Source organism: Acidovorax sp. NN32 (assembly GCF_057597245.1).
This window is the reverse complement of record NZ_CP199679.1, coordinates 2993585-3019111: the sequence shown is the minus strand read 5'-3', so window position 1 is coordinate 3019111 and position 25527 is coordinate 2993585. Positions and strand designations below refer to the sequence as shown.

29 protein-coding genes are annotated in these 25527 nt (G+C 63.4%); 12 read left to right on the top strand and 17 right to left on the bottom strand.

Features of this window, described 5'->3' with window-relative positions; all coding sequences use genetic code 11:
- Window positions 1-6: 6 nt before the first annotated feature.
- The 5 genes from ACT89O_RS14080 to lptF all read right to left on the bottom strand — a co-directional run bounded on the left by ACT89O_RS14080 (window position 7) and on the right by lptF (window position 4861).
- Entirely contained in the window at window positions 7-1179 is a 1173-nt protein-coding gene (locus ACT89O_RS14080; RefSeq protein ID WP_487260370.1) for a pyridoxal phosphate-dependent aminotransferase, read from the bottom strand.
- 55 nt (window positions 1180-1234) lie between these two features.
- The gene (locus ACT89O_RS14075) at window positions 1235-2176 is read right to left on the bottom strand and encodes a CysB family HTH-type transcriptional regulator (RefSeq protein WP_010458783.1); all 942 of its coding nucleotides are present in this window, start codon (window positions 2174-2176) and stop codon (window positions 1235-1237) included.
- A 64-nt stretch (window positions 2177-2240) separates the two neighbouring features.
- Window positions 2241-2621, bottom strand: a complete 381-nt coding sequence (locus tag ACT89O_RS14070; RefSeq protein WP_055396016.1) for a sirohydrochlorin chelatase — start codon at window positions 2619-2621, stop codon at window positions 2241-2243.
- A 33-nt stretch (window positions 2622-2654) separates the two neighbouring features.
- Complete coding sequence (lptG, locus tag ACT89O_RS14065) at window positions 2655-3761, bottom strand: LPS export ABC transporter permease LptG (protein ID WP_055396018.1); 1107 nt, start codon at window positions 3759-3761, stop codon at window positions 2655-2657.
- Window positions 3758-4861, bottom strand: coding sequence for an LPS export ABC transporter permease LptF (gene lptF, locus ACT89O_RS14060; protein ID WP_121420296.1), 1104 nt, complete (start codon window positions 4859-4861; stop codon window positions 3758-3760). Before lptF ends, lptG begins: the two co-directional genes overlap by 4 nt.
- A 73-nt stretch (window positions 4862-4934) precedes the next feature.
- Here lptF and ACT89O_RS14055 point away from each other — a divergent pair, with 73 nt between their 5' ends.
- Complete coding sequence (locus ACT89O_RS14055) at window positions 4935-6431, top strand: leucyl aminopeptidase (RefSeq protein WP_121506227.1); 1497 nt, start codon at window positions 4935-4937, stop codon at window positions 6429-6431.
- Between the two features lie 7 nt (window positions 6432-6438).
- Window positions 6439-6873 carry a DNA polymerase III subunit chi gene (locus ACT89O_RS14050; protein ID WP_121420295.1) on the top strand — a complete coding sequence of 145 codons (435 nt, stop codon included), beginning with the start codon at window positions 6439-6441 and terminating at the stop codon, window positions 6871-6873.
- Between the two features lie 280 nt (window positions 6874-7153).
- Here ACT89O_RS14050 and ACT89O_RS14045 read toward each other — a convergent pair whose 3' ends face one another.
- Complete coding sequence (locus ACT89O_RS14045) at window positions 7154-7291, bottom strand: hypothetical protein (protein WP_370628673.1); 138 nt, start codon at window positions 7289-7291, stop codon at window positions 7154-7156.
- Between ACT89O_RS14045 and ACT89O_RS14040 the strand changes: the two genes are divergently transcribed.
- Complete coding sequence (locus tag ACT89O_RS14040) at window positions 7290-7490, top strand: hypothetical protein (protein WP_055396105.1); 201 nt, start codon at window positions 7290-7292, stop codon at window positions 7488-7490. The genes ACT89O_RS14045 and ACT89O_RS14040 overlap by 2 nt on opposite strands.
- Window positions 7491-7621: 131 nt before the next feature.
- Entirely contained in the window at window positions 7622-8749 is a 1128-nt protein-coding gene (locus tag ACT89O_RS14035) for a branched-chain amino acid ABC transporter substrate-binding protein (RefSeq protein WP_121420293.1), read from the top strand.
- 287 nt (window positions 8750-9036) lie between these two features.
- Here ACT89O_RS14035 and ACT89O_RS14030 read toward each other — a convergent pair whose 3' ends face one another.
- The 3 genes from ACT89O_RS14030 to lexA all read right to left on the bottom strand — a co-directional run bounded on the left by ACT89O_RS14030 (window position 9037) and on the right by lexA (window position 11562).
- Complete coding sequence (locus ACT89O_RS14030; RefSeq protein WP_121420292.1) at window positions 9037-10044, bottom strand: D-2-hydroxyacid dehydrogenase family protein; 1008 nt, start codon at window positions 10042-10044, stop codon at window positions 9037-9039.
- Between the two features lie 181 nt (window positions 10045-10225).
- Window positions 10226-10714: a hypothetical protein gene (locus tag ACT89O_RS14025; RefSeq protein ID WP_487260369.1), complete on the bottom strand. Its 489-nt coding sequence runs from the start codon at window positions 10712-10714 to the stop codon at window positions 10226-10228.
- A gap of 173 nt (window positions 10715-10887) precedes the next feature.
- Window positions 10888-11562 carry a transcriptional repressor LexA gene (gene lexA / locus ACT89O_RS14020; RefSeq protein WP_176886099.1) on the bottom strand — a complete coding sequence of 225 codons (675 nt, stop codon included), beginning with the start codon at window positions 11560-11562 and terminating at the stop codon, window positions 10888-10890.
- A gap of 89 nt (window positions 11563-11651) precedes the next feature.
- Here lexA and ACT89O_RS14015 point away from each other — a divergent pair, with 89 nt between their 5' ends.
- From ACT89O_RS14015 to ACT89O_RS14005, 3 genes are read left to right on the top strand one after another with little or no spacing between them, the layout of a single operon-like run.
- On the top strand, window positions 11652-12602 hold the full coding sequence (locus ACT89O_RS14015; protein WP_487260368.1) for an asparaginase: 951 nt from the start codon (window positions 11652-11654) through the stop codon (window positions 12600-12602).
- A gap of 17 nt (window positions 12603-12619) precedes the next feature.
- Window positions 12620-13042 carry a hypothetical protein gene (locus tag ACT89O_RS14010; protein ID WP_055396033.1) on the top strand — a complete coding sequence of 141 codons (423 nt, stop codon included), beginning with the start codon at window positions 12620-12622 and terminating at the stop codon, window positions 13040-13042.
- Between the two features lie 24 nt (window positions 13043-13066).
- On the top strand, window positions 13067-13537 hold the full coding sequence (locus ACT89O_RS14005) for a DUF6152 family protein (protein ID WP_487260367.1): 471 nt from the start codon (window positions 13067-13069) through the stop codon (window positions 13535-13537).
- Window positions 13538-13658: 121 nt separating this feature from the next.
- On the opposite strand, the gene adk is transcribed toward ACT89O_RS14005, so the two are convergent.
- The 6 genes from adk to ACT89O_RS13975 all read right to left on the bottom strand — a co-directional run bounded on the left by adk (window position 13659) and on the right by ACT89O_RS13975 (window position 17884).
- Entirely contained in the window at window positions 13659-14315 is a 657-nt protein-coding gene (gene adk, locus ACT89O_RS14000) for an adenylate kinase (protein WP_121420288.1), read from the bottom strand.
- A 227-nt stretch (window positions 14316-14542) separates the two neighbouring features.
- Window positions 14543-15379 (bottom strand): 3-deoxy-manno-octulosonate cytidylyltransferase, encoded by an 837-nt coding sequence (gene kdsB, locus ACT89O_RS13995; RefSeq protein WP_487260366.1) that lies wholly within the window; start codon window positions 15377-15379, stop codon window positions 14543-14545.
- The gene (locus ACT89O_RS13990; RefSeq protein ID WP_010458810.1) at window positions 15376-15558 is read right to left on the bottom strand and encodes a Trm112 family protein; all 183 of its coding nucleotides are present in this window, start codon (window positions 15556-15558) and stop codon (window positions 15376-15378) included. Before ACT89O_RS13990 ends, kdsB begins: the two co-directional genes overlap by 4 nt.
- A gap of 70 nt (window positions 15559-15628) precedes the next feature.
- Window positions 15629-16693: a tetraacyldisaccharide 4'-kinase gene (gene lpxK / locus ACT89O_RS13985; RefSeq protein ID WP_487260365.1), complete on the bottom strand. Its 1065-nt coding sequence runs from the start codon at window positions 16691-16693 to the stop codon at window positions 15629-15631.
- 5 nt (window positions 16694-16698) lie between these two features.
- The gene (locus ACT89O_RS13980; RefSeq protein ID WP_176886095.1) at window positions 16699-17133 is read right to left on the bottom strand and encodes an ExbD/TolR family protein; all 435 of its coding nucleotides are present in this window, start codon (window positions 17131-17133) and stop codon (window positions 16699-16701) included.
- A 106-nt stretch (window positions 17134-17239) separates the two neighbouring features.
- A complete protein-coding gene (locus ACT89O_RS13975) occupies window positions 17240-17884 on the bottom strand; it encodes a MotA/TolQ/ExbB proton channel family protein (RefSeq protein WP_055396044.1) in 645 nt (214 codons plus the stop codon).
- Window positions 17885-18236: 352 nt separating this feature from the next.
- Between ACT89O_RS13975 and xseA the strand changes: the two genes are divergently transcribed.
- Window positions 18237-19562 carry an exodeoxyribonuclease VII large subunit gene (xseA, locus tag ACT89O_RS13970; RefSeq protein WP_487260364.1) on the top strand — a complete coding sequence of 442 codons (1326 nt, stop codon included), beginning with the start codon at window positions 18237-18239 and terminating at the stop codon, window positions 19560-19562.
- A 210-nt stretch (window positions 19563-19772) separates the two neighbouring features.
- Window positions 19773-20354 carry a superoxide dismutase gene (locus ACT89O_RS13965; protein WP_121420283.1) on the top strand — a complete coding sequence of 194 codons (582 nt, stop codon included), beginning with the start codon at window positions 19773-19775 and terminating at the stop codon, window positions 20352-20354.
- Window positions 20355-20637: 283 nt separating this feature from the next.
- Here ACT89O_RS13965 and ACT89O_RS13960 read toward each other — a convergent pair whose 3' ends face one another.
- Together ACT89O_RS13960 and ACT89O_RS13955 are read right to left on the bottom strand one after the other, a co-directional pair.
- A complete protein-coding gene (locus tag ACT89O_RS13960) occupies window positions 20638-21135 on the bottom strand; it encodes a DUF192 domain-containing protein (RefSeq protein ID WP_055396050.1) in 498 nt (165 codons plus the stop codon).
- A 157-nt stretch (window positions 21136-21292) separates the two neighbouring features.
- Window positions 21293-21538: a hypothetical protein gene (locus tag ACT89O_RS13955; RefSeq protein ID WP_055396052.1), complete on the bottom strand. Its 246-nt coding sequence runs from the start codon at window positions 21536-21538 to the stop codon at window positions 21293-21295.
- A gap of 199 nt (window positions 21539-21737) precedes the next feature.
- Here ACT89O_RS13955 and icd point away from each other — a divergent pair, with 199 nt between their 5' ends.
- From icd to ACT89O_RS13940, 3 genes are all read left to right on the top strand, one after another.
- On the top strand, window positions 21738-22997 hold the full coding sequence (icd, locus tag ACT89O_RS13950; RefSeq protein ID WP_055396054.1) for an NADP-dependent isocitrate dehydrogenase: 1260 nt from the start codon (window positions 21738-21740) through the stop codon (window positions 22995-22997).
- 283 nt (window positions 22998-23280) lie between these two features.
- Entirely contained in the window at window positions 23281-25134 is a 1854-nt protein-coding gene (locus ACT89O_RS13945) for a PAS domain S-box protein (RefSeq protein WP_055396055.1), read from the top strand.
- A complete protein-coding gene (locus tag ACT89O_RS13940) occupies window positions 25131-25526 on the top strand; it encodes a response regulator (protein WP_055396057.1) in 396 nt (131 codons plus the stop codon). The genes ACT89O_RS13945 and ACT89O_RS13940 overlap by 4 nt, the downstream gene beginning before the upstream one ends.
- Window position 25527: the final 1 nt, after the last annotated feature.

Below are 25527 nucleotides of genomic sequence, written 5' to 3'. Positions count from 1 at the left end.
TGCAGATCAAAGCTTGCGCAGTCGCTCCAGCGCGGCGCGCAGCGTTTCGTCCTTCTTGGCAAAGCAGAACCGCACCACGCGCTGGTCAAACCCGTCGCCATAGAACGCTGACAGCGGAATCGCGGCGACGCCTACCTCGCGGGTGAGCCACTGGCAGAAATCGGCCTCGTTCAAGTCGCTGATCGCCGAGATATCCACGCACTGGAAGTAGCTCCCGGTACTGGGCAGCAGCTTGAAGCGTGAGCCTTCCAGGCCCTGGCGGAACAAGTCGCGCTTGGCCTGGTAGAACGCGGGCAGTTGCAGGTAGGGCGTGGGGTCTTGCAGGTAGGCGGCCAGGCCGTGCTGCATGGGCGTGTTGACGGTGAACACGTTGAACTGGTGCACCTTGCGAAATTCGGCCGTCAGCGCTGCGGGCGCAGCCACGGTGCCGACCTTCCAGCCGGTAACGTGGAAGGTCTTGCCGAAGCTCGACACGATGAAGGCGCGGGCGGCCAGGCCTGCAAAGCGCGCGGCGCTCTGGTGGTCGGCGCCGTCGAACACCATATGTTCGTACACCTCGTCGCTGATCAGCAGGATGTCGGTGGGCGCGAGCAGGTCTTCGAGCTGGCGCATTTCCTCGGCCGTCCAGATGGTGGCGCTGGGGTTGTGCGGGCTGTTGATGAGGATGGCGCGGGTGCGCGGCGTGATGGCGGCGCTGATCTTGGCGAAGTCGGGGCGGAAGGTGCCTGGCGTGAGCGGCACGCGCACGGCCTTGCCGCCAGCCAGCTCGATGTTGGGCACATAGCTGTCGTAGCAGGGGTCGAGCACGATCACCTCATCACCCGGGTGCACGATGGCGAGTATGGCGGTGATGATGGCCTGCGTGGCGCCCGCAGTGATGGTGATTTCGGTGTTGGGGTTATAGGCGCGGCCGTGCAGCGCCTCGATCTTGCGAGCCACGGCCTCGCGCAGCGCAGGGATGCCGGGCATGGGCGGGTACTGGTTGTGCCCGGCCTGCATGGCAGCGGTGACGGCGTTCACCAGCTCAGGGGCGCATTCAAAGTCTGGAAAGCCCTGGCCCAGGTTGACGGCCTTGTGTTCGGTGGCAAGGGCCGACATCACCGTGAAGATGGTGGTGCCGACGTGGGGCAGCTTGCTGGGAAAGGCTGGGGTGCGGGCGGCAGCGTTAGCTTGGGTCATGGCGCAACAACGTAAAAATCAAAGGTGTTTTGAAGACAGGCGAACTACGGCGAAGTCACAGCTCATAGTCGTTGACGTGCCCCGTCATCGCTCGGGCGATGAGGTCACGGCTCAGCCGGTCGCTGAGCAGTTCGGCAAATTTATAGACAAAGTTGCGCAGGTAGGCGCTGCGCTTGAAGGCAACGCGTGCCACGCTCTGCCCGAAAAGGTGGCCCACAGGGCGCACGGCCAGGTCGCCCACCGGGTCGTCGCGCATGGCCATCTCGGCCACGATGCCGATGCCCAGGCCCAGGCGCACGTAGGTTTTGATCACGTCCGAGTCGATGGCTTCGAGCACGATGCGCGGCTGAAGCTTGCGGGCGGCAAAGGCCTGGTCGATCTTGCCCCGGCCGGTGAACGAGGGGTGGTAGGTAATCAGCGCCTCATGCGCCAGGTCGTCCAGGCCGATGCGTTCCTTCTGCGCCAGCGGGTGGTCGTTGGGTACGACCAGCACGTGCTGCCATTCGTAGCAGGGCAGGGTGACGAGTTCGGGGTAATCGGCCAGGGATTCGGTGGCCATGCCGATTTCTGCCACTTCATCGATCACCATGCGCGCCACCTCGTGCGGCGTGGCCTGGTGCAGGCTGATGTTGACCTTGGGGTAGGCCTCGCGCAGCCGGGCCACGGGCACGGGCAGCACGTAGCGGGCCTGGGTGTGGGTGGTGGCGATGCTCAAGGTGCCGCTGTCTTGCGCGCTGAACTGCTCGCCAATGCGCTTCAAGTTACCCACCTCGCGCATGATGACTTCGATGCTTTTGAGCACGTGCTGGCCGGGCTCGGTGATGCGCTTGAGGCGTTTGCCGTGGCGGGCAAAGATGTCCACGCCCAGTTCTTCTTCCAACTCGATGATGGCCTTGGAGACGCCGGGCTGGGAGGTGTGCAGGGCCTTGGCGGCTTCAGTCAGGTTGAGGTTGCGGCGTGCTGCCTCTTGAACGAAGCGGAATTGGTGCAGGTTCATATCTGATATCGCCTAAAGGGTTGCATCATTATGCTGCAAGCATCTAAGAGATATTGGAAGAACCTCAGCTTTGGGGCGCCTCGCACGCGATTTCTGCCATCAATGCGGTCATGCGCGGGTCTTCGCCGATGGCGGTCTGCACGTGGAAATGAACGCCGGGGTGGGCGGCACGCAGGTCCTGCACCAGCACGGGCAGGTCTTCACGCGCATGCTTGCCGGTGCCCAGGAACATGGGCACCACGGTGACCTGCGTGGCGCCCTGTGCGGCGAGTTGCTGGGCGGCATCTGGCAGCGATGGTGTGCACAGTTCCAGGTAAGCGCAAAGGACCGGCCTGCCAGGCTGCTGCGCGGCGATATGCGCCGCAACGGCTTCCAGCGGCACACGCCAGAGTGGGTCCCGCGATCCGTGTGCGAATAAAATGATAGCGGCTTGCGCTTGCTGCATAAGCGGTAGAGGCCAAAAAGGCTTAAAAAAATTTTACCGGCGAAGCACCAGCCAGCCGAAGGCGGCTAGCGACAGCACGGAATAGATGAGCCCCGGCGCGGCGGCGGTGAGCCAGGGCGACCAGTTCTGCAGGTTGCCTGCATAGCCGAACACGTTGTTCAGCAAGAAGAAGCTGATGCCCGCCATGACGCCACCAAACACATAGCCCGCAATGCCGCCCGAGCGGAAATGAAGGTAGGCAAAAGGCAGGGCCAGCACCACCATCACCAGGCAACTGAGCGGGTAGAAAACCTTGCGCCAGAACTCGATTTCGTACCGCTGGGCAGACTGGCCGTTGGCGTCGAGGTGGCGGATGTACTGGAAGAGGTCGATGGTGGCCATGCGGTCGGGTTTGAGCAGCGAGGCGGCCACCATGTCGGCGCTGATGCGGGTGGGCCACTGCAAGGTGGGTGCATCCAGGTGCTCCACACGCGCCTCGTCGTTGCCGCGCTGTTCGAAGCGGCTGCGCTGCACTTGCTCCAGGTTCCACGCACCGTCCGGCCCAAACTGGCCGGATGCGGCCCGCGTCTGCGAGGCGAGCCGGCCCTTGGCATCGAATTCAAAGATGCGCACGTCCAGCATGCCGCCATTGGGTGTGAGGGCGCGCACGTTCACGGCATAGGAGTGGTCGTCCTGGCGCTCTTTGAGCCAGGCGCCCGTGGCGCCCGTGGTCAGGCGCCCCAGGTATCGCACCTTGACGAGTTGAGCGGCGCGGTCGGTCAGCGGCGCAATGTAGTCGCCTACCGCAAAGGTCAACAGTACAAAGAAGCCCCCCAGCGCCACGAGGGTGCGCAAGGCGCGCCACGGGCCCATGCCGCTGGTGCGCATGATGGTGAACTCGGAGCTTTGGGCGAGCCGCGCCATCACGAAGATGGTTCCGATGAGCACGGTAATGGGCAGCAATTCGTACAGGTGGCTGGGAATGCTCAGCACCACGAACAGGAATGCGTGCGAGAGCTGGTAGCCCTCGGCGCCGGTGCGGCCCACCCAGCGCAGTTCGTCCACCAGGTCAAAAAAGAAAAACAGCGCCAGAAATCCGGCGGTGACAAAGGCCACGGCGAACAGGGCTTCGCGGTGGATCAGGCGGCGAATGGTTTTCATGCGGGGCTCCTGGTCGGACGGGGCTGCCAGAGCCGCCGCACGGTCCAGTGGTTGTGGCGCGCAGCCAGGATCAGCAGCGACATCGTCAGCATGCCGCCATGCAGCAGCACCATGAAGCTCACCAGGCCCAAACGGCCCGCACCCACCCAGCTTTGCCCCAGCGTCATGAGGTTGTAGTACACGATGAAAGCAAAAAGCGCGAACACCAGGCTGGTGCTGCGCGCAGCGCGCGGGTTGACGCTGGCCACGGCCAGGCCCAGCACGACGAAGTTGATGGCGGCCAGCGCCAGCCCCAAGCGCCAGCCCAGTTCGGCGCGGTAGGCGGGCAAGGGTTGCATCAGCAGCTCGTGCGTGGCGCGGGTCTTCACAGACAGTTCTTCCGCCGAGCCTGCAGGTGCCGACCCAATGCGGGTGCCGTATTCAGAGAACTCGCTGATCTTGACGCCGGGCTTGTCGCGCGAGGTCTCCAGGCGCTGGCCTTCGCTCAGCACCGCCATGCGCTCGCCGCCCCGTGTCTCCAGCCGCGCGCTGCGCGCAGAGGTCACGGATTCGCGGGCGCCGTCGGTGGCGGCGATGAAGATGTTGTTGCCAGCCTGCGTGTCGGGGCTGTCCTTGTCGATGAAGAACACCCGGCTTCCGTTGGAGGATTCCTGGAATTCGCCGGGCGCGATGCGGTCGATGTCGCTGCGTTGTTCGTAGCGCGTCTTGAGTTCCTGAATCTGGGAGTTGGCCCAGGGCCACACCAGCAGCGACAGCACAGCAATGACCACCATGACCGGCCACGCAAAACGCAGCAAGGGCCGCAGCAGGCTGATGAGGCCACGGCCGCTGGCAAACCAGATGACCATTTCGCTGTCACGGTACATGCGCGAAAGTGTGCCGACCACAGCGATGAAGAGGCTCAGGCTCAAGATGGTGGGCAACTGCCCCAGCACCGTGAAGCCCATGACCAGCATCACATCGGAAGGGCTCACGCTGCCCTTGGATGCCTGTCCCAGGGTGCGGATGAGCATCATGGTCATGACCACGGTCACCAGCACCACGAGCGTCGCGCCAAAGCTGCGCGCCAGCTCCTTGCGGATGGATGAATCGAATAACATTGGCTAGGAGCGCGCTATGCACTTTTGCGTGCATATCAAAGTGCATAGCACGCTCAAAAGGAAAACACCGATTATGAACTTTGATCTCAAGACCCTTGACCTTGCTGCGGCAGCTTCAGAGAAATGCGACCTGCTGGTTGTGCTGCTCCCTGAGGGCTTCAAGCCCGGCAAGGATGCGCTGTCCGCCCTGGCGGCCCTGGCGCTCAAGAACGGGGATCTGGCCACGAAGGCGGGCAAGCACCTGCAGCTGTACCAGGTGCCTGCCGTTGCCGCCCGTCGCGTAGTGTTGGTGGGGCAGGGTGACGGATCTGCCCGTGCCACCCGCCAGGCGCTGCAGGCGGTGGGGGGGGCCGTCAAGGCGCCACAGACCAAACGGGTGGTGTTGTGTTTTGCCGGAGCCGTGCAAGCCGCTTCTGTCAGCGCCGCGGTGCAGGCTGTGGCCGAAGTGAGCTATGTCTACACCACCACCAAGACCAAGGTGGAGGCACGCAGCCTGAGCCGCTGCGTGGTGGGTGTACCCACCGCCCCGGATGTGCGCGAGGACTTCGACGCCGGTGTGGCGCTGGTGGCTGGGGTGGAGTTTGCGCGGGAATGGGGCAACCGCCCCGCCAACCATGCCACCCCCACCCTGCTCGCCGATGCCGCCAAGACTCTGAGCAAGCTGCCCCGCATCCAGTGCAAGGTCCACGGCCCGGCCGAAGTGGCCCGGTTGGGCATGGGCGCCTTCCTCGCTGTGGCAAGGGGTTCCGAGGAACCCCTGAGATTCATCGAATTGCGCTACAACGGCGCGGCCAAGGACCAGGCTCCCGTCGTGCTGGTGGGCAAGGGCATTACGTTCGATACCGGGGGCATCTCCATCAAGCCTGCCCCGGAGATGGACGAGATGAAGTTCGACATGTGCGGCGCTGCCAGCGTGCTGGGCACCTTTCGCGCTCTGGGAGAGTTGCAGCCCTCGATCAATGTGGTGGGGCTGATACCCGCCTGCGAGAACATGCCCGATGGCCGTGCCGTCAAGCCGGGTGACGTGGTCACGAGCATGAGCGGTCAGACCATCGAAATCCTGAACACCGACGCCGAAGGCCGTCTGGTGCTGTGCGATGCGCTCACCTACGCCGCCCGCTTCAAGCCTGCCGCCGTGGTGGACATTGCCACCCTGACCGGCGCCTGCGTGATTGCGCTCGGTGGTGTGCGCAGTGGTCTGTTCGCCAACAACGATCCCCTGGCATCCGCATTGCAGCAGGCCGGCGAGTCTGCCCAGGACCCTTGCTGGCGCATGCCGCTGGACGACGACTATGCCGATGGTCTCAAGAGCAATTTCGCCGACATGGGCAATGTAGCCGGCCGTGCGGGGGGCTCCATCACCGCCGCGAAGTTCCTGCAAAAGTACGTGGGCGACGTGCCATGGGCGCACCTGGATATTGCTGGCACGGCCTGGAAGGGTGGCGCCGCGAAAGGTGCCACAGGGCGGCCGGTGGGACTTCTGGTGCACTATCTGATGGGCCAGGCCCGTGCCAAGCCGGTTTCCAAGCCTGCGGCGGCAAAACGCTCCGTGCGCACCAAGACGGCCTGAGCGTGCCATGACCGAGGTTGCGTTTCATTTCAATGCGCCGGACAAGCTGGCCTACGCATGCCGCTTTGCGCGCAAGGTGCAGCGCAGCGGGGCCCGCCTGGTGATTGCGGCGCCACCCGACACCTTGGCGGCGCTGGACCGCATGCTCTGGGCCCTTGCTCCGCAGGACTTTGTGGCCCATTGCCTTGGCGATGCTGATGAAGACCTGGTCCATGCGTCTCCCGTGTTGCTGACTGCCGATGCCCGGTCTGCCCCGCACCATGAAGTGCTACTGAACCTGCACGCGGAGGTGCCCGAGGGATTTGGCCGGTTTGATCGGTTAGTGGAAGTGGTGAGTGCACAGGATGAGTTGGATCGTGGCGAGGCCCGGGCGCGCTGGCGCCACTATGCATCGCGCGGCTATGCCATTACTCGCCACGACTTGGTGCTGAAAGCTGGCTGATGGCGCTGCCTCCTCCCAAAACGCCCCCGCGCTTTGTTCCCACCCTCACCGAAGTGGTGCAGGTGCCGGACTCCGCGCCTCTGCCGCCGGCGTCCTCTGCACCATTGCGCACCACGGTCATGTCTCCGTCCGCGTTGCCCGCTGCAAGACCCAGCCCGACAGCAGCGCAGCCTGCGACACGACCGCTGAGCCCACCTCTGCCCAGTGCCCGCCCGCCTGCTGTGATGGCGCCACGCCCGGCTGCACCAGCGCCCGTGCAGAGTGCGCCCGCTCCATTGGTTCACCAGGCTCCCGTTGCGGCGGTGGCGGCTCCCGCCTCTTCGTCTTCGCCTGCATCGCTCGCGTCGACCCTCGGGCCTTCAAAGACGCCCAGACCGCAGCTCACCCGGCCACTGCCTGAAGGCATGGAGGAGTACATGGTGCACAGGGTCATGCAGCGTGTGGACGTTGTGCTGGATCAACGTTTGCGCGAAGCCATCGCCACCGTGGTGCAGGAACAGACACGATCGGTGCTGCCGCGACTGCGTGAAGAGATTGAATCCGTGGTCCGGCATGCCGTGTACGAGGCGGTGGCGGACGAGCTGGCCAGTGGCGCGGCCTCGGTGCCAAAGGGATGACAGGGTATTCCCCTGTGGTTTCTCTCGCGTTTAATCGTGTTCCCTAATGATCTGGCCCGTAAATTGCGATATGTTCGCCTGCGTTGAGACACAAGAAGATTCTCAGCGTTTATCTTTACTGGAGATTTGATATGCAATTGAAGTTGAAACTGACCGTGGTTGCTGCTATCGCGGCTGTTGCTGGTGTGGCCTCTGCACAAGAGCAGGTGGTCAAGATCGGCCATGTGGCTCCGGTTTCCGGCGCCCAAGCCCACTACGGCAAGGACAACGAAAATGGCGCCCGCATGGCCATTGAAGAGCTGAACGCTCAAGGCATCACCATCGGCGGCAAGAAGATCAAGTTCGAACTTCAAGCTGAAGATGACGCTGCCGATCCAAAGCAGGGCACGGCCGCTGCACAAAAGCTGTGCGACTCCAAAGTTGCAGGCGTTGTCGGCCACCTCAACTCCGGTACCACCATTCCTGCTTCCAAGGTCTACAACGACTGCGGCATCCCGATGGTGACGGGCGCTGCGACCAACCCCAACCTGACCAAGCCTGGCTACAAGACCACCTTCCGTATCATCGCCAATGACAACGCCCTGGGCGCTGGCCTGGCGTTCTACGCTGTGGATACGCTCAAGCTGAAGACCGTTGCCATCATCGACGACCGTACCGCTTACGGCCAAGGTGTGGCAGACGTGTTCAAGAAGACTGCCACTGCCAAGGGCATGAAAGTGGTGGACGAGCAGTTCACGACCGACAAGGCTACCGACTTCATGGCCATCCTGACGGCCATCAAGTCCAAGAACCCTGATGCCGTGTTCTACGGCGGTATGGACCCTCAAGCCGGCCCCATGCTGCGCCAGATGGAACAACTGGGCATGGGCAACGTCAAGTACTTCGGTGGTGACGGCGTCTGCACGTCTGAAATCGCCAAGCTCGCAGCGGGTGCCAAGACCCTGGGCAACGTGATCTGTGCTGAAGGCGGCTCTTCGCTGGCCAAGATGCCCGGCGGCACGGCCTGGAAGGCCAAGTACGACGCCAAGTACCCCAACCAGTTCCAGGTCTACAGCCCCTACACCTACGACGCCACGTTCCTGTTGGTGGACGCTATGAAGCGCGCCAACTCCGTGGACCCCAAGGTGTATGTGAACGAACTGGCCAAGTCCAACTTCAAGGGTGTGACCTCCACCATCGCTTTTGAACCCAATGGCGAAATGAAGAACCCCGCCATCACTCTGTACGTCTACAAGGACGGCAAGAAGACCCCTCTGTAATCGGAGTGGTCTCGCTCTTCAAGGTCTTTTTGGCTTTGGAGAGCTCCAAACAAAAGGGCTTCCTTTGGGAAGCCCTTTTTTTGTTGTTCAAATGCAGCTAGGTGGGGTGAGCAGGTTGTTCTGCTTGGCTGCTCAATGCCCAGGAGCTGGAGCTTGTTGAAGACTCGGGCGATGACCAAAACCGGCGCTAGGCGCAGCAGAAGGTGCAATCGTACTGAGGTCAGGAGCTTCCAGTCTTGTTGCTTCCCGCAATAGCGAGGATGGATGTACCCGATTTTTGCGCCAGATTAACGCCGCACCTGCAGTGCGCCTGGATTCACGATGTTGGTGGGAGTGCCTTTGATGAAATTCACCACATTGTCGAATGCTGCACCAAAATAAAGCTCATAGCTGTCTTGCTCGACATAGCCAATGTGGGGCGTGCAAATGCAGTTCTCCAGCCGCAGCAGGGCATGGCCCTGAAGGATGGGTTCGCTCTCGAATACGTCGACTGCGGCCATGCCGGGGCGGCCCCGGTTCAGGGCTGCAATCAGGGCATCGGTCTCAATCAGCTCAGCACGCGAAGTGTTAACCAGCAGGGAGGTGGGCTTCATGCAAGACAGATCTTCGAGTGAGACGATGCCGCGCGTTTCGTCGTTGAGCCGAAGGTGGAGCGAGATCACATCGCATTGCGAGAAAAACTCCTCGCGCGTGGTGGCAGCCTGGTATCCATCCGTCAAGGCCTGGGCGCGTGATGCCTCACGCCCCCAAATGCGGACGTTCATTCCAAAAGCACGCCCGTAGCCCGCCACCAATTGGCCAATGCGGCCATAACCCCAGATACCCAGCGTTTTGCCCCGCAGCACGCTGCCAAGGCCAAAGTTGGGAGGCATGGACGCCGTCTTCAGCCCTGATTGTTGCCAGGCGCCATGCTTGAGGTTGGAGATGTACTGCGGCAGTCGGCGCATTGCGGCCATGACAAGCGCCCACGTCAGCTCTGCGGGGGCCACGGGTGAGCCTATGCCTTCTGCCACTGCAATCCCACGTTCCGTACAGGCAGCTACATCAATGTGACTGCCGATCTTGCCGGTTTGCGCGATGAGCTTGAGACGGGGAAGTTTCTCCACCAGTTGACGGGTGATCTGGGTGCGCTCCCGCACAAGCACGATGATGTCAGCGTCTTTGAGGCGGACGGACAGCTGGCCCAGCCCCTTGACGGTGTTGGTGTAGACCTTGGCGGTGTACGCGTCGAGCCGGGATGCGCAGTGGAGCTTGCGGACTGCGTCCTGGTAGTCGTCGAGGATCACAATGTTCATCCCGACATTGTGCCTTGGCCACGCCGGTCGTTTCATACCGGACCGCCCCCTGGCACAGGAAAGGATGGGGCTTTTGGTGACGGAGTGTTGGCGACCTCGACAAGCGCCGTCCACAGCGATCAGGCGGCATCCTCCATATACAAAGCAGTCAATGGATCGCTGGGTGGTGCATGCCTTGGGCTCAACAGGCTTGCAGCGCCGCCTCGGATGCAGCCAGGCGGTCCAGCTCGGCGCACACATCGGCCATGCGGCCGGCGATCACCAGTCGGCCTGAGCCGCCCGATGTGGGGAGCCTGCGCAGGACCTTGGCAGCCCTGCAGCCTGAGCCGTCTGCCAATCTGGATGATCCACAGGCAACGCGGGTAGCGGCAGGCGGCGGTATGAACGCCCGGGCATCGGTATTGGTGGCCACAAACCGCGTGGTGGCTCCGGTGGGTGGTGTCTGGGGGCTGACCGTAAAGGGCCAGTTGCCTCGCGGTGGACGTTGGCTGGGGATGTTGGATGGATGGCGGGGTTTGTCAGTGCCTGCTGATCCGCGCCTGCGGCCCAGGTCCGCGTCATCGGGATGGGGGCGGGGCGCTGGCAGGTCTGCTGCAGACGGCTCCTTGAAGGTGTGGAGCCAGTGGGTCAGGGTACGCAGAGTGCTGGAGAGCGCAGAAAAGGTGGTCAAGGCAATTCCCATGTGAAAACTCCGAAGGTCGGGGGTTGGACATAGGCAGGATTGCAAAGTAAACCGGCACCGCAGGGCTGGCGTACTGGTTTTACCAGTGCGCCAAACGCCCGCCACCTGCAGCGCGGCAGCTAACGAACTAATTCATGAGTGAATGCGATGGAGCGCTGTGGCTACATCAACATGGTGTTGCGGATGAGGCCGACGGCCAGCCCTTCGATCTCAAAGGGTTCGCCGGGCTGCACCACTATGACCGGGTAATCCGGGTTCTCGGGCAGCAGTTCGATGGCAGTCGCAGTACGGCGCAGGCGCTTGACCGTCACATCGTCTCCCAGGCGGGCCACGATGATCTGGCCGTTGCGGGCTTCGCGGGTGGACTGCACAGCCAGCAGATCGCCATCCATGATTCCGGCATCGCGCATCGACATACCGCGCACTTTGAGCAGGTAATCGGGTTTGTGATGGAACAGGCTGTTTTCCACACTGTAGGTTTGATCAACGTGTTCCTGCGCGAGAATGGGCGACCCTGCCGCCACACGTCCCACCAGGGGTAGCACCAGTTGTGAGAGTCCGGGAATCGGCAGGCTGAACTGGTTGCCGCGCGCTGCATTGATGGAGCGCACGGTGTCACCGCGCAACCGGATGCCACGGGATGTGCCACTGACCAGCTCGATCACGCCTTTGCGCGCCAGCGCCTGGAGATGTTCTTCTGCCGCGTTGGCCGACTTGAACCCCAGTTCGGCAGCGATCTCTGCACGGGTGGGCGGCGCCCCGGTGCGTGCAATGGCCGTCTGGATGAGATCCAGAATTTGTTGCTGGCGGGCAGTGAGTTTCGGGTTGTCGAGCATGGTGGTTTCCGGTGGAGGCGGCTACAGTGATGGACAACTGTTTTTTAATCCAGTAACTGTATTTTTCACCAGTTTTTCGGAGTACGCAAGTGAGTGGGCAAAAAATTGTGGTTTTGGGCACCGGAGGGACCATTGCAGGCACGTCCGCGCAGGCTGGCGACAACATCGGCTACACCGCTGCGCAGGTAGGGGTCGGGCAGCTGCTTGCAGCTGTTCCCGGATTGCAGCAGGCCGCGCGGGGCGTGCTGGTGGCGGAGCAGGTGGCCCAGATCGACAGCAAGGACATGGATGGCCAGGTGTGGCAGGCGCTGGCGCTGCGCTGTGCGCACCACCTGGAAGATCCCGAGGTGCGTGGTGTAGTCATTACCCACGGAACCGACACGCTGGAAGAGACGGCGTGGTTTCTGCACGAAGTGCTGGACACCCGCGCGAAACCCGTGGTGCTGACCTGTGCCATGCGCCCGGCCACGGCGCTCACGCCCGATGGGCCTCAGAATCTTCTGGATGCTGTTGCTGTGGCGGTCACGCCCGGCGCACGGGGTGTGCTGGCGGTCGCCGCTGGCGAAATTCATGGGGCACGGCAGGTTCAGAAGGTGCACCCCTACCGGGTGAATGCGTTCAACTCGGGCGAGGCCGGGCCTTTGGGTTGGGTGGAGGAGGGGGCTGTCCGCCTTGTGCAGGATTGGCCCCTGGCGCCTGGTGTTCGGGCATTGAATGCTATTGAAAATGTAGTGAATGCCGCAGCCTGGCCCCGCGTGGAAGTGGTCATCAGCCACGCTGGCGCATCGGGAACCATGGTGGACGCACTGGTGCGAGATGGGGTCCAGGGGCTGGTGGTGGCCTGCACCGGCAATGGCACCATCCACCATGCTCTGGAGGCCGCATTGCTGCGTGCCCAGGAGGCGGGTGTGCGCGTGGTGCGGACCACACGTTGCTCCGAGGGGCAGGTGCTGCCCAAGCCGGGGGACGCATTACCGGACTCCAAAGGGCTATCCCCCTTGAAGGCCAGGATCTCGCTGATGCTCGAACTGCTGCACTGAGCAACAAGGCCGCTCCGATGTTTTTTGCAGCTCTTAAGTCCCATGCGTGGGCCTACCCCGCGCTGGAGGTGGTGCACATCGTAGGCATTGCCTTGCTGCTGGGCAACTTGGTCTTGCTGGAGTTGCGGGTGTTTGGCCGTGGGGCGGCGCTGCCCGTCAAGGATTTGGCGCGGCTCAGCCTGTCGCTGGCATTGTGTGGTTTTGGCCTGGCGGCGGCGTCGGGCCTCTTGATGTTTGCCACACAGCCTGCCGAACTGCTCGCCAGCCGCGCATTCACCTTGAAGATGCTGCTGTTAATGCTTGCAGGTTGCAACGCCGCGTGGTTCCATGGGCGGGGTTCCCTGGCTCGCCTGGATGCTCTGGCGCGGGTACAGATGCTGGGTTCCACCGTGATCTGGCTGGCTGTGGTGGTGTGTGGCCGCTGGATTGCTTACCTCTGATCAGACATGACAAGGAGAGAACCGATGAGCCTGCAACGCCGCCACGTGCTCCTGGCCGCCACGGCCATTCCCTGGGGCGCGCGTGCCCACCATGGGTGGAGCAGTTTTGACCCCGACCGTCCCATCTACCTGGAAGGCACCGTGCGCAAAGTGCGCTGGCAAAATCCACACGCCGAGCTGGAGCTGGAGACACCTGCCGAGCTGAAGCTGCCTGCGGATCTGGCCCAGCGTGCGGTGCCTGCGCAGGCGTCCCCCGTGGATGGCAAGGCCTTGCTGGCCAAGACGGTTTTGCCTACCCGCAAAGACCGCCACTGGGAGGTGGAGCTGGCGCCCCTGACCCGCATGCAGGCCTGGCAGGTGCAGGAGATCAAACCCGGCACTGCGGTATCGGTGGTGGGCTTTACCCTGCGCGAAGAGAAGGGCGACGCGGTGCTGCGGGCGGAATACCTGTTTGTGGATGGCAAAGCCTACGGCTTACGCTCCAGCCCAGCCTGAGCCATCGGTATGGCCCGGGGATAGCCATGCGAAAGACCTGAAACTGTTCCCTGCACCGCATAAAAAAGCGACGCCCTGCTGCCATGGCGTCGCTGGTTGCAAGGGGCGATAGGCTCGTGCCTTAACTGGCCAGTGCCTGCAGTGCGCGTGCCGTGATCTCGTCCACGCTGCCCGTGCCGCTGATGGCGCGATACTTGGGGGCCAGCTCGGGTTCGGCCTGGGCCCAGTTGCTGTAGTAGTCCACCAGCGGACGCGTCTGGTCGCTGTAGACCTGCAGGCGCTTCTTGACGGTTTCTTCCTTGTCGTCTTCGCGCTGGATCAGCTCTTCGCCCGTCACGTCGTCCTTGCCTTCCACCTTGGGCGGGTTGAACTTGACATGGTAGGTGCGGCCGCTGGCGGGGTGCGAGCGGCGGCCGCTCATGCGTTCGATGATGGCGTCAAAGGGCACATCGATTTCGAGCACGTAGTCGAGCTTGACGCCCGCTGCCTTCATGGCATCGGCCTGGGGAATGGTGCGGGGGAAGCCGTCGAACAGGAAACCGTTGGCGCAGTCTGCTTGCGTGATGCGCTCCTTGACGAGACCGATGATGATGTCGTCACTGACCAGGGCGCCGGAATCCATCACCGCCTTGGCCTGCAGGCCCAGAGGGGTGCCGGCCTTGACGGCTGCGCGCAGCATGTCACCGGTGGAGATCTGGGGGATGCCGTACTTCTGGCAGATGAACGTGGCTTGCGTGCCCTTTCCGGCGCCAGGCGCGCCCAACAAAATCAGTCTCATGGAAGTCCTCGAAGGTTAGAAATCGGTTGGCGCCGCTGGCGGGGACGTTCGAAGGGCGCCTGAAGCCGTTCTGTGCGCCCGGGATGCGGTGCTCTCGTTGCGGTCGAGGATAGCATGCGACTCCCTTGCGCTGACTTACATGCTGCACCGGGTTGGGCAGGGGTGTCGCAGGGAGGATAGCCGGGGCATTCGGCGGACCGGCGCGGCGCGCGCCACCGGCCCGCTCCTCATCGGAAAAGGCGGCGAACCCGTTCCAGGTCTTCGGGCGTATCCACGCCCGGGCCAGGGGCCGCTTTGGCCAGGTGAACCGCAATGCGGTGGCCGTGCCACAGCGCGCGCAGTTGCTCCAGCGCTTCCACCGCCTCGGTGGGGGCGGGTGTCAGGGCAGGAAATTGGCGCAGAAAGCCCGCACGATAGCTGTAGATGCCCACATGCCGCAGTGGCGCGAACCCCGCCAGGGCTGCTACACCGGGTGCCGCCGCCTCGGCCGCACCTTGCCACCAGGCCAATCCCATATGGTCCCGCGCAAAAGGGATGGGCGCGCGGCTGAAGTAGTGGGCCAGGCCACGCGCGTCCAGCACCACTTTCACCACGTTGGGGTTGGTGTAGTCGGCCAGTGACGCCATGGCGTGGGCTGCGGTGCCCATGCTGGCCTCCGGCCGGGTGGGCAGGAGGGCTGCCACAGCGTCGATGAGGCCCGGGTCTATCAAAGGTTCATCGCCTTGCACGTTGACGACCACGTCGTCCCCGTCCAGGCCCAGCTGGGTACAGGCTTCGGCCAGGCGGTCGCTGCCGCTGGGGTGGTCGGCGCGGGTCAGTATCGCTTGTACGCCATGGGCGGCGCAGGCCTGCAGGATGCGAGGGTCATCGGCTGCCACCACCACGCAGGCTGCTGCACTTTGGGCGGCACGCTGGGCCACGCGCACCACCATGGGCAGGCCAGCGATATCGGCCAGGGGTTTGTCGGGCAGGCGGCTGGATGCCATGCGCGCTGGGATCAGCACCGTGAAGCGACCGCTCGCGGTCGCAACGCCTGGCGTGCCGGGATCCGTTGCTGCGCTCACTGCTCCAGTTCCTCATCGGTGAGTGTGCGGGCTTCATTTTCGAGCAGCACCGGGATGCCGTCCCGCACCGGATAGGCCAGGCGAGCGCTGCGGGAGACCAGTTCCTGGGCATCGCGGTCGTAGGTCAGCGGGCCTTTGGTGACGGGGCAGACCAGCAGTTCAAGCAGTTTGGGATCCATGGTGACAGCGCTTTCCAGGAGGTTCGTTCGGGCAGGCAAGGATGATAGCGGCGGCCCGGGCGGTGAATCGTTAATGCCTGTGGACGCCCAAGGCCAGCAGGCGCACATCCAGCGCTGCGAAAAAGGCCGGGTCGATGTGCAATTGCAGGGGCACGGCCAGCGCGTCCGGGTGGTGTTGCCAGAGCTTGACAGCGTCTTTTTCGGTGCAAATTAGCGGGTGGCGCTTGTCAGGTGAGCGGTTCCAGCTATCAAAATCATAGTGATCTGGTAAGGCTTCCGTGTGTGCCAGCTGCAGCGCCTCAGCCTGCAGCATGGCAAAGAACATTTCGGGGCGTGCCACGGCCGCCACGGCATGCAGCGGCTGGCCTTGCAGGTCCGACAGCGGCACCCGGGTGCCGTCCGCACGCAAGGCATAGGGGGCCAGTCGGCGTTGCAGGCCATAGGCATGGGCGGGGTCGCTTCCAGGCGGCAGAGTCCCTGCATGCAGCACAAAATCCACCGCGCGTGGCCAGGGCTCACGCAGGGGCCCCGCTGGCAGCAGGAAACCGTTGCCCACGCCCTGTTCGTTGAAGATGCAGACCTCCAGATCGCGCGCCAAGGCCAGGTGCTGCAGGCCATCGTCGCAAACGATCACGTCGGTGTCCGGGTAAGCAGCCCGCAGGGCGCGGGCGGCGGTGATGCGGCGAGGCGCCACAAACACGGGCACCCGGCAGTTGCGCGCGATAAGGGCGGGTTCATCGCCCACCTCATGGGCGGGGCTGTCGGGCGTCACCTCCCGGCAGTCGGTGGTGCTGCGGCCGTAGCCGCGTGAGACCACGCCGGCGCGCAGGCCCAGACCTTGCAGATGCTGGACAACGGCAATGACCACGGGGGTTTTACCTGCGCCTCCGGCAATCACGTTGCCCACGACGATGACCGGGCGGCCAGGATGCTCCGCCTTCAGCTGGCCGATGCGGTAAAGCCCGCGCCGCATACCGACCAGCGTGCGGTAGACCCGCGAGACCGGCCACAGCACCCAGGCGAGCGGGCCGCGTGTCTGCCAGATTTTCTGGAGCCCGGAGGCGGGTGGGGGGAGGGCTGCGCCCCGCAATGCGGGGGCGCTGGGCGAGGGCGGCTGCAGCCCGGGGGCAGCCATGCGTGTCAGCGGCTGGGGCTGCGCGCCGCAGCCGAAGACTGCGTGGCAAACGTGATCTGCGTGAGGCCCACGCGGCGCGCGGCCTCCATCACCGAAACCACCGACTGGTGCGGCGCCATCGCATCGGCGCTGATGATGACCACACTGCCCTGGCCCGCTGTGGCGGCACTGCGCAAGGCCTGCGCGATCGCGTCCACGCTTTTGCCGTCCACGCCCGTCTTGTTGACGGCGTAGCGCCCGTCGGCGGCCACGGACACGATGACTTCCTTGGGGTGGTCGCGTTGCTGCTCGGCATCGGCCACGGGCAGCGTGAGCTGCAGCTCGGTGAACTTGCTGTAGGTGGTGGTCAGCATCAGAAAGATGAGGATCACCAGCAGCACGTCGATGAACGGGATCAGGTTGATCTCCGGCTCTTCCTTGGCGCGGGGACGGAAGTTCATTGGCGAAGCCTTTCAGGCTGAGGTTTTGCCGCCGGGCCGCCCCAAGGCAAAACGCGGCCCCCTTGGGGGGCAGGGAGCCACGCGCAGCGGGCGGACCGTGGGGGCGTCATTTCTTCCGCAAACGCAGGATGTGGCGCACAAATTGTTCCGAAGCCAACTCCAAGGTGAGCAGATAGGCATCCACCCGGGCGCGGAAGTAGCGCCAGAAGATCAGCGCCGGGATGGCCACGATGAGGCCAAAAGCCGTGTTGTACAGCGCGATCGAGATGCCATGCGCCAGCTGGGCCGGGTTGCCGCCACCCATGGCCTGGCCCACGCCACCGCTGCCGGCCTGCGAGCCAAAGATCTCGATCATGCCGATCACCGTGCCCAGCAGGCCCAGCAAGGGCGCGGCCGAGGCGATGGTGGCCAGTGCCGACAGGTATTTTTCCAGCCGGTGCGCCACGGCGCGCCCTGCGCCTTCCATGGCGGCACGCAGGTCGGTCTCGCTGCACTGGGGGTTGCTGTTGAGGGTGCGCAGGCCGCTGGCCAGCACCTCGCCCAGGGCGGAGTTTTGCGCCAACTGGTTCACCACGTCGGGGGTGGGCACGGCCTTGGACGAGACCGTAATGGCTTCATCGAGCAATTTCGGGGGGGCGACACGGGCCGTCTTGAGGGCCACGAACCGTTCAAAAATCAGCGCCATTCCCAGGACGGAACACGCAATCAGGGGCCAGATGGGCCAGCCTGCGGCTTGTATGATGGACAGCAAATCTCTCTCCGCGCAGATGAAAGCAATCGGCGATTATGGCCCAGCTTGCAGGGCCCACCTCGTCACAAACCGTTACGTTGCTGTGCGCCCCGTCGCCCCATCTGCTCACCCACAAAATCTGTGGATAACTTTGTGGGCAACCACTGTTCCAGGCCACGCAAAGTGGCGCCACGCCGTGCTTGCAACAGATTGATGAAAAATTGCGCAATGAAAAAGCTATATAAATCAATAACTTGTACGTGCTCTGGTGTTTTGCGGGCGGTTTTTAGTTATGTGGCTGTGGTAACCGCCGCTGGCCAGATTCTGTGGAGTACTTGCGCGGTGCGTGCGGCGCAAACGCCCGCCGTTTCTCATGTTTGAGCGCCCCAGCCCCGCAGCGGCGCCGCGCGTCTGGGAAGTTGGCGCGCTATGCCGCGCCATTGCTGATGCTCTGGAGGCGCGCTTCAATCCTGTCGCGGTGCGCGGCGAGATCACGGGCTTCTCGCGCGCATCCAGCGGACATTGCTACTTCTCGGTCAAAGACGCGAACGGCCAGTTGCGCTGCGCCATGTTCCGCCGCGCCGCCAGCCTGCTTGACTTTTCGCCGCGCGATGGCGAATTGGTGGAAGTGCGCGGGCGCCTTTCGGTGTACGAGGCGCGGGGCGATCTGCAGTTCATTGTGGAAAGCATGCAGCGGGCCGGGCAGGGCGCGTTGTTCGAGCAGTTCCTGCGCCTGAAGGCGCAGCTCGAAACGGAAGGCTTGTTCGACAGCGCCCGCAAGCGCCCGCTGCCTTTGCAGCCGCGTGGCATTGGCCTTGTCACGTCCACCGGGGCTGCGGCCCTTCACGACGTGGTCACGGCGCTGCGCCGTCGCGTGCCGCACATTCCGGTGGTGCTGGTGCCTGCGCAGGTGCAGGGCGCCGCAGCACCTGCTTCGCTGGTTGCGGCGCTATCAAAACTGTACATGCTTGCGCAAGCGGGACAAGCGCCAGGGGCTGATTTGACCAAAAATCCCCCCATTGACGTGATCTTGCTGGTGCGCGGGGGCGGTTCCATCGAAGATCTCTGGGCCTTCAACGACGAACAACTGGCCCGGACCATCGTGCAAAGCCCGGTGCCGCTCATCAGCGGGGTGGGGCACGAGACCGACTTCACCATCGCCGACTTCTGCGCCGACCTGCGCGCCCCCACGCCCACCGCTGCCGCCGAGCTGGTCGCCCAGCCGCGCGATGTGTGGCTGGGGGCGCTCGGGCTGCTGGCTGGGCGTATCAGCGACGGCGTGCAGCGCCAGCTCGACACCCGGCACCAGCGGCTGGACCAGGCAGCGGCGCGGCTGGGCCGCCCGTCGGGCCTGGTGGCGCGTGAGCAGATGCAACTGGCACGCCTGGCCCAGCGCATGCGTCATGGAGTGCTATTAAAATTGCAGCGGCTTGCGCAATCCCAGAAAGCGCTGGAGGCCGATTTCCCTCAAAAAATGCAACGGCGCCTGGTGCAGCAGGCCGAGCGGCTTGACCGCGCGGCCTTGCGGCTGGAGCTGCTCGACCCGCGCCTGGTGCTGCAGCGCGGCTACGCGCTGCTCACCGATACCGAGGGCCGGGCCGTGACCAGCGTGCGCCAGGCCCAGCCTGGCGATGCCCTGCGCGCCACACTGGCCGATGGCGTGGTGGACGTGACGGTGGCCCAGCCGCGACTGCTGTAACGGGGTGATGTCGCGGCGCGGTAGAAGGCGCGCCTCTGTAGGACAGCAGCGGTTTGTGGTGCTGCAGACCGGATCTGGGTGGCCTCACGCTGCACAGGTCACCTGATGTTCCTACAATGCCCCCTTCGCGCTGTGTCCGACTGCATTGCTCAGGAAAGAAAAGCGTTGCAGATGGCATCCCGGAATTTCAAACCACAAGGAAACACCACCATGGAACATACCCTTCCCCCGCTGCCCTACGCCATCGATGCCCTGGCTCCGCACTACAGCCAGGAAACCCTGGAGTACCACCATGGCAAGCACCACAACGCCTATGTGGTGAACCTGAACAACCTGCAAAAGGGCACCGAGTTCGAAGCCATGACGCTCGAAGAGATCGTCAAGAAGTCGAGCGGCGGCATCTACAACAATGCAGCGCAAATCTGGAACCACACCTTCTTCTGGAGCTGCATGGCTCCCCAGGGCGGCGGTGAGCCTTCTGGTGCACTGGCTGCAGCCATCACCGCCAAGTGGGGCAGCTACGCAGCCTTCAAGGAAGCGTTCGTGAAGTCTGCCGTGGGCAACTTCGGTTCGGGCTGGACCTGGCTGGTGAAGAAGGCCGATGGCAGCGTGGACATCGTCAACACCGGCGCCGCCGGCACGCCGCTGACCACCGCCGACAAGGCGCTGCTCACCGTGGACGTGTGGGAACACGCGTACTACATCGACTACCGCAACATGCGTCCCAAGTTCGTTGAGACCTTCCTCGACAAGCTGGTGAACTGGAAGTTTGCCGAAGCCAACTTCGCCTGATGCGCGATCCGCGCCCCGCGAGTGACCTGTCCTGACGGACTGAGGTCTGCGGGCAACAAAAAACGGCCTTCGGGCCGTTTTTTGTTGGGGACTTTGAGGCGTTTTTGGCATCTGGCGCTTGCTGGATAAGCGCTGGTAGCTATATAAATGATAGTAATTTGCACTCCCGGATCCTGGGAGTGCGATGTCGGCAAGACAGCGCTTGGGCAAGCGGCAGGGCCCAGGGCCAAGGCCTATGGGGCTGTGGCATCCCGATCTGCGCAAGCCCCTGGGTGGTCCTGCGTCACTTGCGGCTGAAAAGCGCTCCACCCAGCTTGGCGCCTGCCTTGATGTTTTTCTTGGCAAACCATCCCTGGTTCATCTCCAGCACGTAGCGCACCGGTTTTGCCGAACAGTGCGAATCCAGCGTCTGGGGCTTCATGTCGGCCAGGTTCACGATGGTGCCGTCGTCATCCACAAATGCTGCCGTGAGCGGCAGCAGCGTGTTCTTCATCCAGAAGCACTGCTGCGCGGGTTGTTCAAACACAAACAGCATCCCCTCGTGCTGGGGCATCTCCTTGCGATGCATCAGGCCGGTCTGGCGCTCCTGGGGCGTGGCGGCCACCTGGGCGTCAATGCGGTGCATGCCTGCGGTCAGTTCCACACGCTGCAAATTCAGCTGGGGGCCGTCCTGGGCCTGTGCCGTGGTGAACGGCAGTCCCGCAGCAGCGGTCAACAGCGCGGCGGCCACGGTGCGCCGTGTGGCAGCGGAAAAAGGCAAGGCAAGTGCAAAAGCGGTCATGGGCAAGGCTTTCTGGACAAGGGGGCAGCGTCCGCACAAGGGGCGCCGAACCGGCGGGCAAAAGAAGGGGAAAAGAACGGAAAAAAGAAAACGCCCGCAGTAGCGGGCGATTTTGAAGCAATGTGCATGACCCCGCTAAGGGTGCTGCATGCCAGCGTCAGGCTGCCTTGTGGGTGGTCTTTTTCTTGGCGACCTTCTTGGTGGTTTTCTTTTTGGCCGTTTTGGTGGCCTTGGCCTTTGCCTTGGTTTTGGCGACGGGTGCCGGGGCAGCAGCTACAGGTGCAGCGGGTGCAGCCATGGGCGCTGGGGCTGCAGGGGCGGGGGCCGGAGCGGCTGCAGGCGCCTGTGCAAAAGCACTTGCACCCAACAGACCAGCCACCAGGACAGCGAGGAGTTTTTTCATATATGCCGTTTCCAGTGAAGGGGTTGAAAGAGAGGATCTGAAGCCGCGCAAACCTGCACGGCTTCGCCCGCAACGATAGCAGCGGCGCGCAGGCTGGCAGGGACTTTGCCCAAAAAATTGTCATTAGAATTGACTGGCTACCGAGCGCTTTGCCCCATCTGCTGAATCTGCTTCAGCTTCCACAGGAGACACCCCTTCCATGACCAGCTACCAGCACATCAAGGTGCCTGCCGAAGGCCAGAAAATCACGGTCAATGCCGACATGTCGCTGAATGTGCCGGACCAGCCCATCATTCCATTCATTGAAGGCGATGGCACGGGGCTCGACATCACGCCGGTGATGATCAAGGTGGTGGACGCTGCGGTGGCCAAGGCCTATGGCGGCAAGAAGAAGATCCACTGGATGGAGGTGTATGCGGGCGAGAAATCCACCAAGGTCTACGGCCCTGATGTGTGGCTGCCCGAAGAAACCCTGCAGGTGTTGCGCGAGTACGTGGTGTCGATCAAAGGCCCGCTGACTACGCCCGTGGGTGGCGGCATCCGTTCGCTGAACGTGGCACTGCGCCAGGAGCTGGATCTGTATGTCTGCCTGCGCCCCGTGCAGTATTTCAAGGGCGTGCCTTCACCGCTGAAAGAGCCCGAAAAGACCAACATGGTGATCTTCCGCGAGAACTCGGAGGACATCTATGCCGGTATCGAGTTCGAAGCCGAGTCGGACAAGGCCAAGAAGCTCATCAAGTTCCTGCAGGACGAGATGGGAGTGAAGAAAATCCGCTTTCCCAACACCTCGGGCATCGGCGTCAAGCCCGTCTCCATCGAGGGCACCGAACGCCTGGTGCGCAAGGCCATCCAGTACGCCATCGACAACGACAAGCCCAGCGTGACCATCGTCCACAAGGGCAACATCATGAAGTACACCGAAGGTGGCTTCCGCGACTGGGCGTACGCCTTGGCGCAAAAAGAGTTCGGTGCCGAGCTGATCGACGGCGGCCCGTGGTGCAAGCTCAAGAACCCCAAGACGGGCAAGGACATCACCATCAAGGACAGCATTGCCGATGCCTTCCTGCAGCAGATCCTGCTGCGCCCGGCCGAGTATTCGGTGGTGGCCACGCTCAACCTCAATGGCGATTACATCTCCGATGCGCTCGCAGCCCAGGTGGGCGGGATCGGCATTGCGCCCGGCGCCAACATGTCCGACTCGGTGGCCTGTTTTGAAGCCACCCACGGCACGGCCCCCAAATATGCAGGCAAGGACTATGTGAACCCCGGCTCCGAAATCCTGTCGGCCGAGATGATGTTGCGCCACATGGGTTGGATCGAGGCCGCCAACCTGATCATCAGTTCGCTGGAGAAGTCGATTGCCTCCAAGAAGGTGACTTACGATTTTGCCCGCCTGATGGACGGAGCCACCCAGGTGAGCTGCTCGGGTTTTGGCCAGGTCATGATCGACCACATGTAAGCCAGCGCGGCTTTTGCGCCGTTTAACAAGCCCCTGTTCCCGTGTTGGTGCAGGGGCTTTTTTGTCGTCTGGCGGCTGCAGGGCTCCGCCCAGGGCCAAACTGCCCCGATGGTCGTCGGCGCGGAACTGGCTGTGGCATTTCAGAGTTGGCAATCGGGAGGCTTCCCGCCTAAGATGGGTCCAGCCATGGGCCCGCGCGGGCGATGGCACGGGCTTGCACCCGCAGTCGCTCACAAACACAACAACGGGATGCAGAGGGATGGGTCCCCACAGGGAGTTCTGCATGGCATCTGATTTTTCTGCCGCATATTGGGAGCAAAACCCCGATGCGCTGCTGGTGCTGTCGCCTGAGGGGGTGGTGCTCAACTGGAACCCGGCTGCAGAAGCGATCTTTGGCTATGCACCGGCAGAGGCTCAGGGCAGGCGCCTCATTGATCTCATCGTTCCCGAGAACCGGGCCCATGAAGAAGACGAGATCCGGGCCGAGGCCCTGCGGGGCCTGAGCAGCACCGTGCACGAGTCGGTGCGCCGCCGCAAGGATGGATCGCTGGTGCATGTCAACGTGTCCACCAAGGCCGTGCGCGACGAAGCTGGCCAGCTGCTGTACTTTCTGTCGAGCAAGAAGGATGTCACCCAGCTCAAGGTCCAGCGCGAGGCCAAGCTGCTGGAGGCGCGGTTCCGTGACCTGCTCGAATCCACACCCGACGCGATCGTGATGGTCAACGTGACAGGCCGCATCGTCCTGGTCAACTCCCAGGCCGAGCGCGTGTTTGGCTATGAAAGGACCGAATTGCTAGGGCAGGCCGTGGAGGTGCTGTTACCACACCGCTACCGGGGCGCGCACCTGGGGCACCGCAGCGGGTTCTTTGGGGCGCCGCGCACGCGCACCATGGGTGCGGGGCTGGAGCTGCATGGCCTGCGCAAGGATGGTGGCGAGTTTCCAGTGGAGATCAGCCTGAGCCCGATCGACACCGAAGAAGGCGCGATGGTGATGAGCGCGATCCGAGACATCACCGACCGCAAGCGGGCCGACCAGAAGTTCAAGGACCTGCTCGAAGCCGCGCCGGACGCGATGGTCATCGTTGACCGCGACGGCCGCATCGTGCTCGTCAACTCGCAGGCCGTGAAACTGTTTGGCTGGAGCCGCAGCGAACTTCTGGGTCAGAAGATCGAGCTACTGGTGCCAGAACGCTTCAGTGGTCGGCACCCTGAGCACCGCCGCGGCTTTTTTGCCGAACCACGCTCCCGCTCCATGGGGGCTGGCCTTGATCTGTATGGTTTGCGCAAGGATGGTTCCGAGTTTCCAGTCGAGATCAGCCTGAGCCCGCTGGAGACGGAAGAAGGCCTGTTTGTCTCCAGTGCGATCCGCGATGTGACGGAGCGCAAGCGGATCGAGCGGGCCTTGCGCGACAAGAACCTGGAGCTTGAAAATGCCGCCTTGGTCAAAGACCGCTTCCTGGCCAGCATGTCCCACGAACTGCGAACCCCGCTGAACGCCATCATCGGTTTCACGGGCACCTTGCTCATGCAGCTGCCGGGGCCGCTCAACCCGGAGCAGGACAAGCAGTTGCGCATCGTGCAGACTGGGGCGCGGCATCTGCTTTCGCTCATCAACGACCTGCTCGATGTGGCCAAGCTCAGCGCCAACAAGGTGTCGCTCCACAAGGAGCTGCTTGACTGCCGCAGCATTGTTGCCGAGGTCGCCGCCACGCTGGAGCCCGAGGCCGTGCGCAAGGGCCTGGTGTTTAGTGTGCATGCCCCCGCCCAGGCCGTGCAGTTGCACACCGACCGCCGGGCCTTCAGCCAGATTCTGATCAATCTGGTGGGCAATGCCATCAAGTTCACGCCGCAGGGGCGTGTGGATGTGATGCTGGAGGAGACCTCGTCGGCCCAAGGGCGCACTGTGCAGGTTCAGGTGCGCGACACCGGGCCTGGCATTCCGCTGCAGGAGCAGTCGCGGCTTTTCGAGGCCTTCTCCCGGGTCGAAAGCGCCGACCGGCGTCACCACGAAGGCACCGGCCTGGGCCTGCACCTGAGCCGCAAGCTTGCCGAAGCGCTGGGGGGCAGTGTGGGGCTGGAGAGCGCCGAAGGGCAGGGCAGCACGTTCATTGTGGAGTTTCAGGAGACCAGCCCATGAAAGCCACCATCCTGGTCATCGAAGACGATGATGCCAGCCGGCAACTCGTCACCTACCTGCTGGAAGCCGCGGGCCACCGTGTGCTGGCCGCCGAAAACGGCGCCCTGGGCCTGGGGCTGGCGCTGGCCGAGGGGCCCGACCTGATCCTGTGCGACCTGCAAATGCCGGTGATGAATGGCTATGAGGTGGCACAAAGCCTGCGCTCGCACCATGGGTGGCGTGTGGTGCCGCTGGTGGCTGTGACCGCTTTTTCGATGCCGGGTGACCGCGAAAAGGCCCTTGAGGTGGGTTTTGACGAACACCTGTCCAAGCCCATCACGCCCGAAACCTTCGTGAGCCAGGTCGAGGCGTTTCTGGGTTCTTCATTCCACGCGCCGCCGGGCGCAGCCTGAC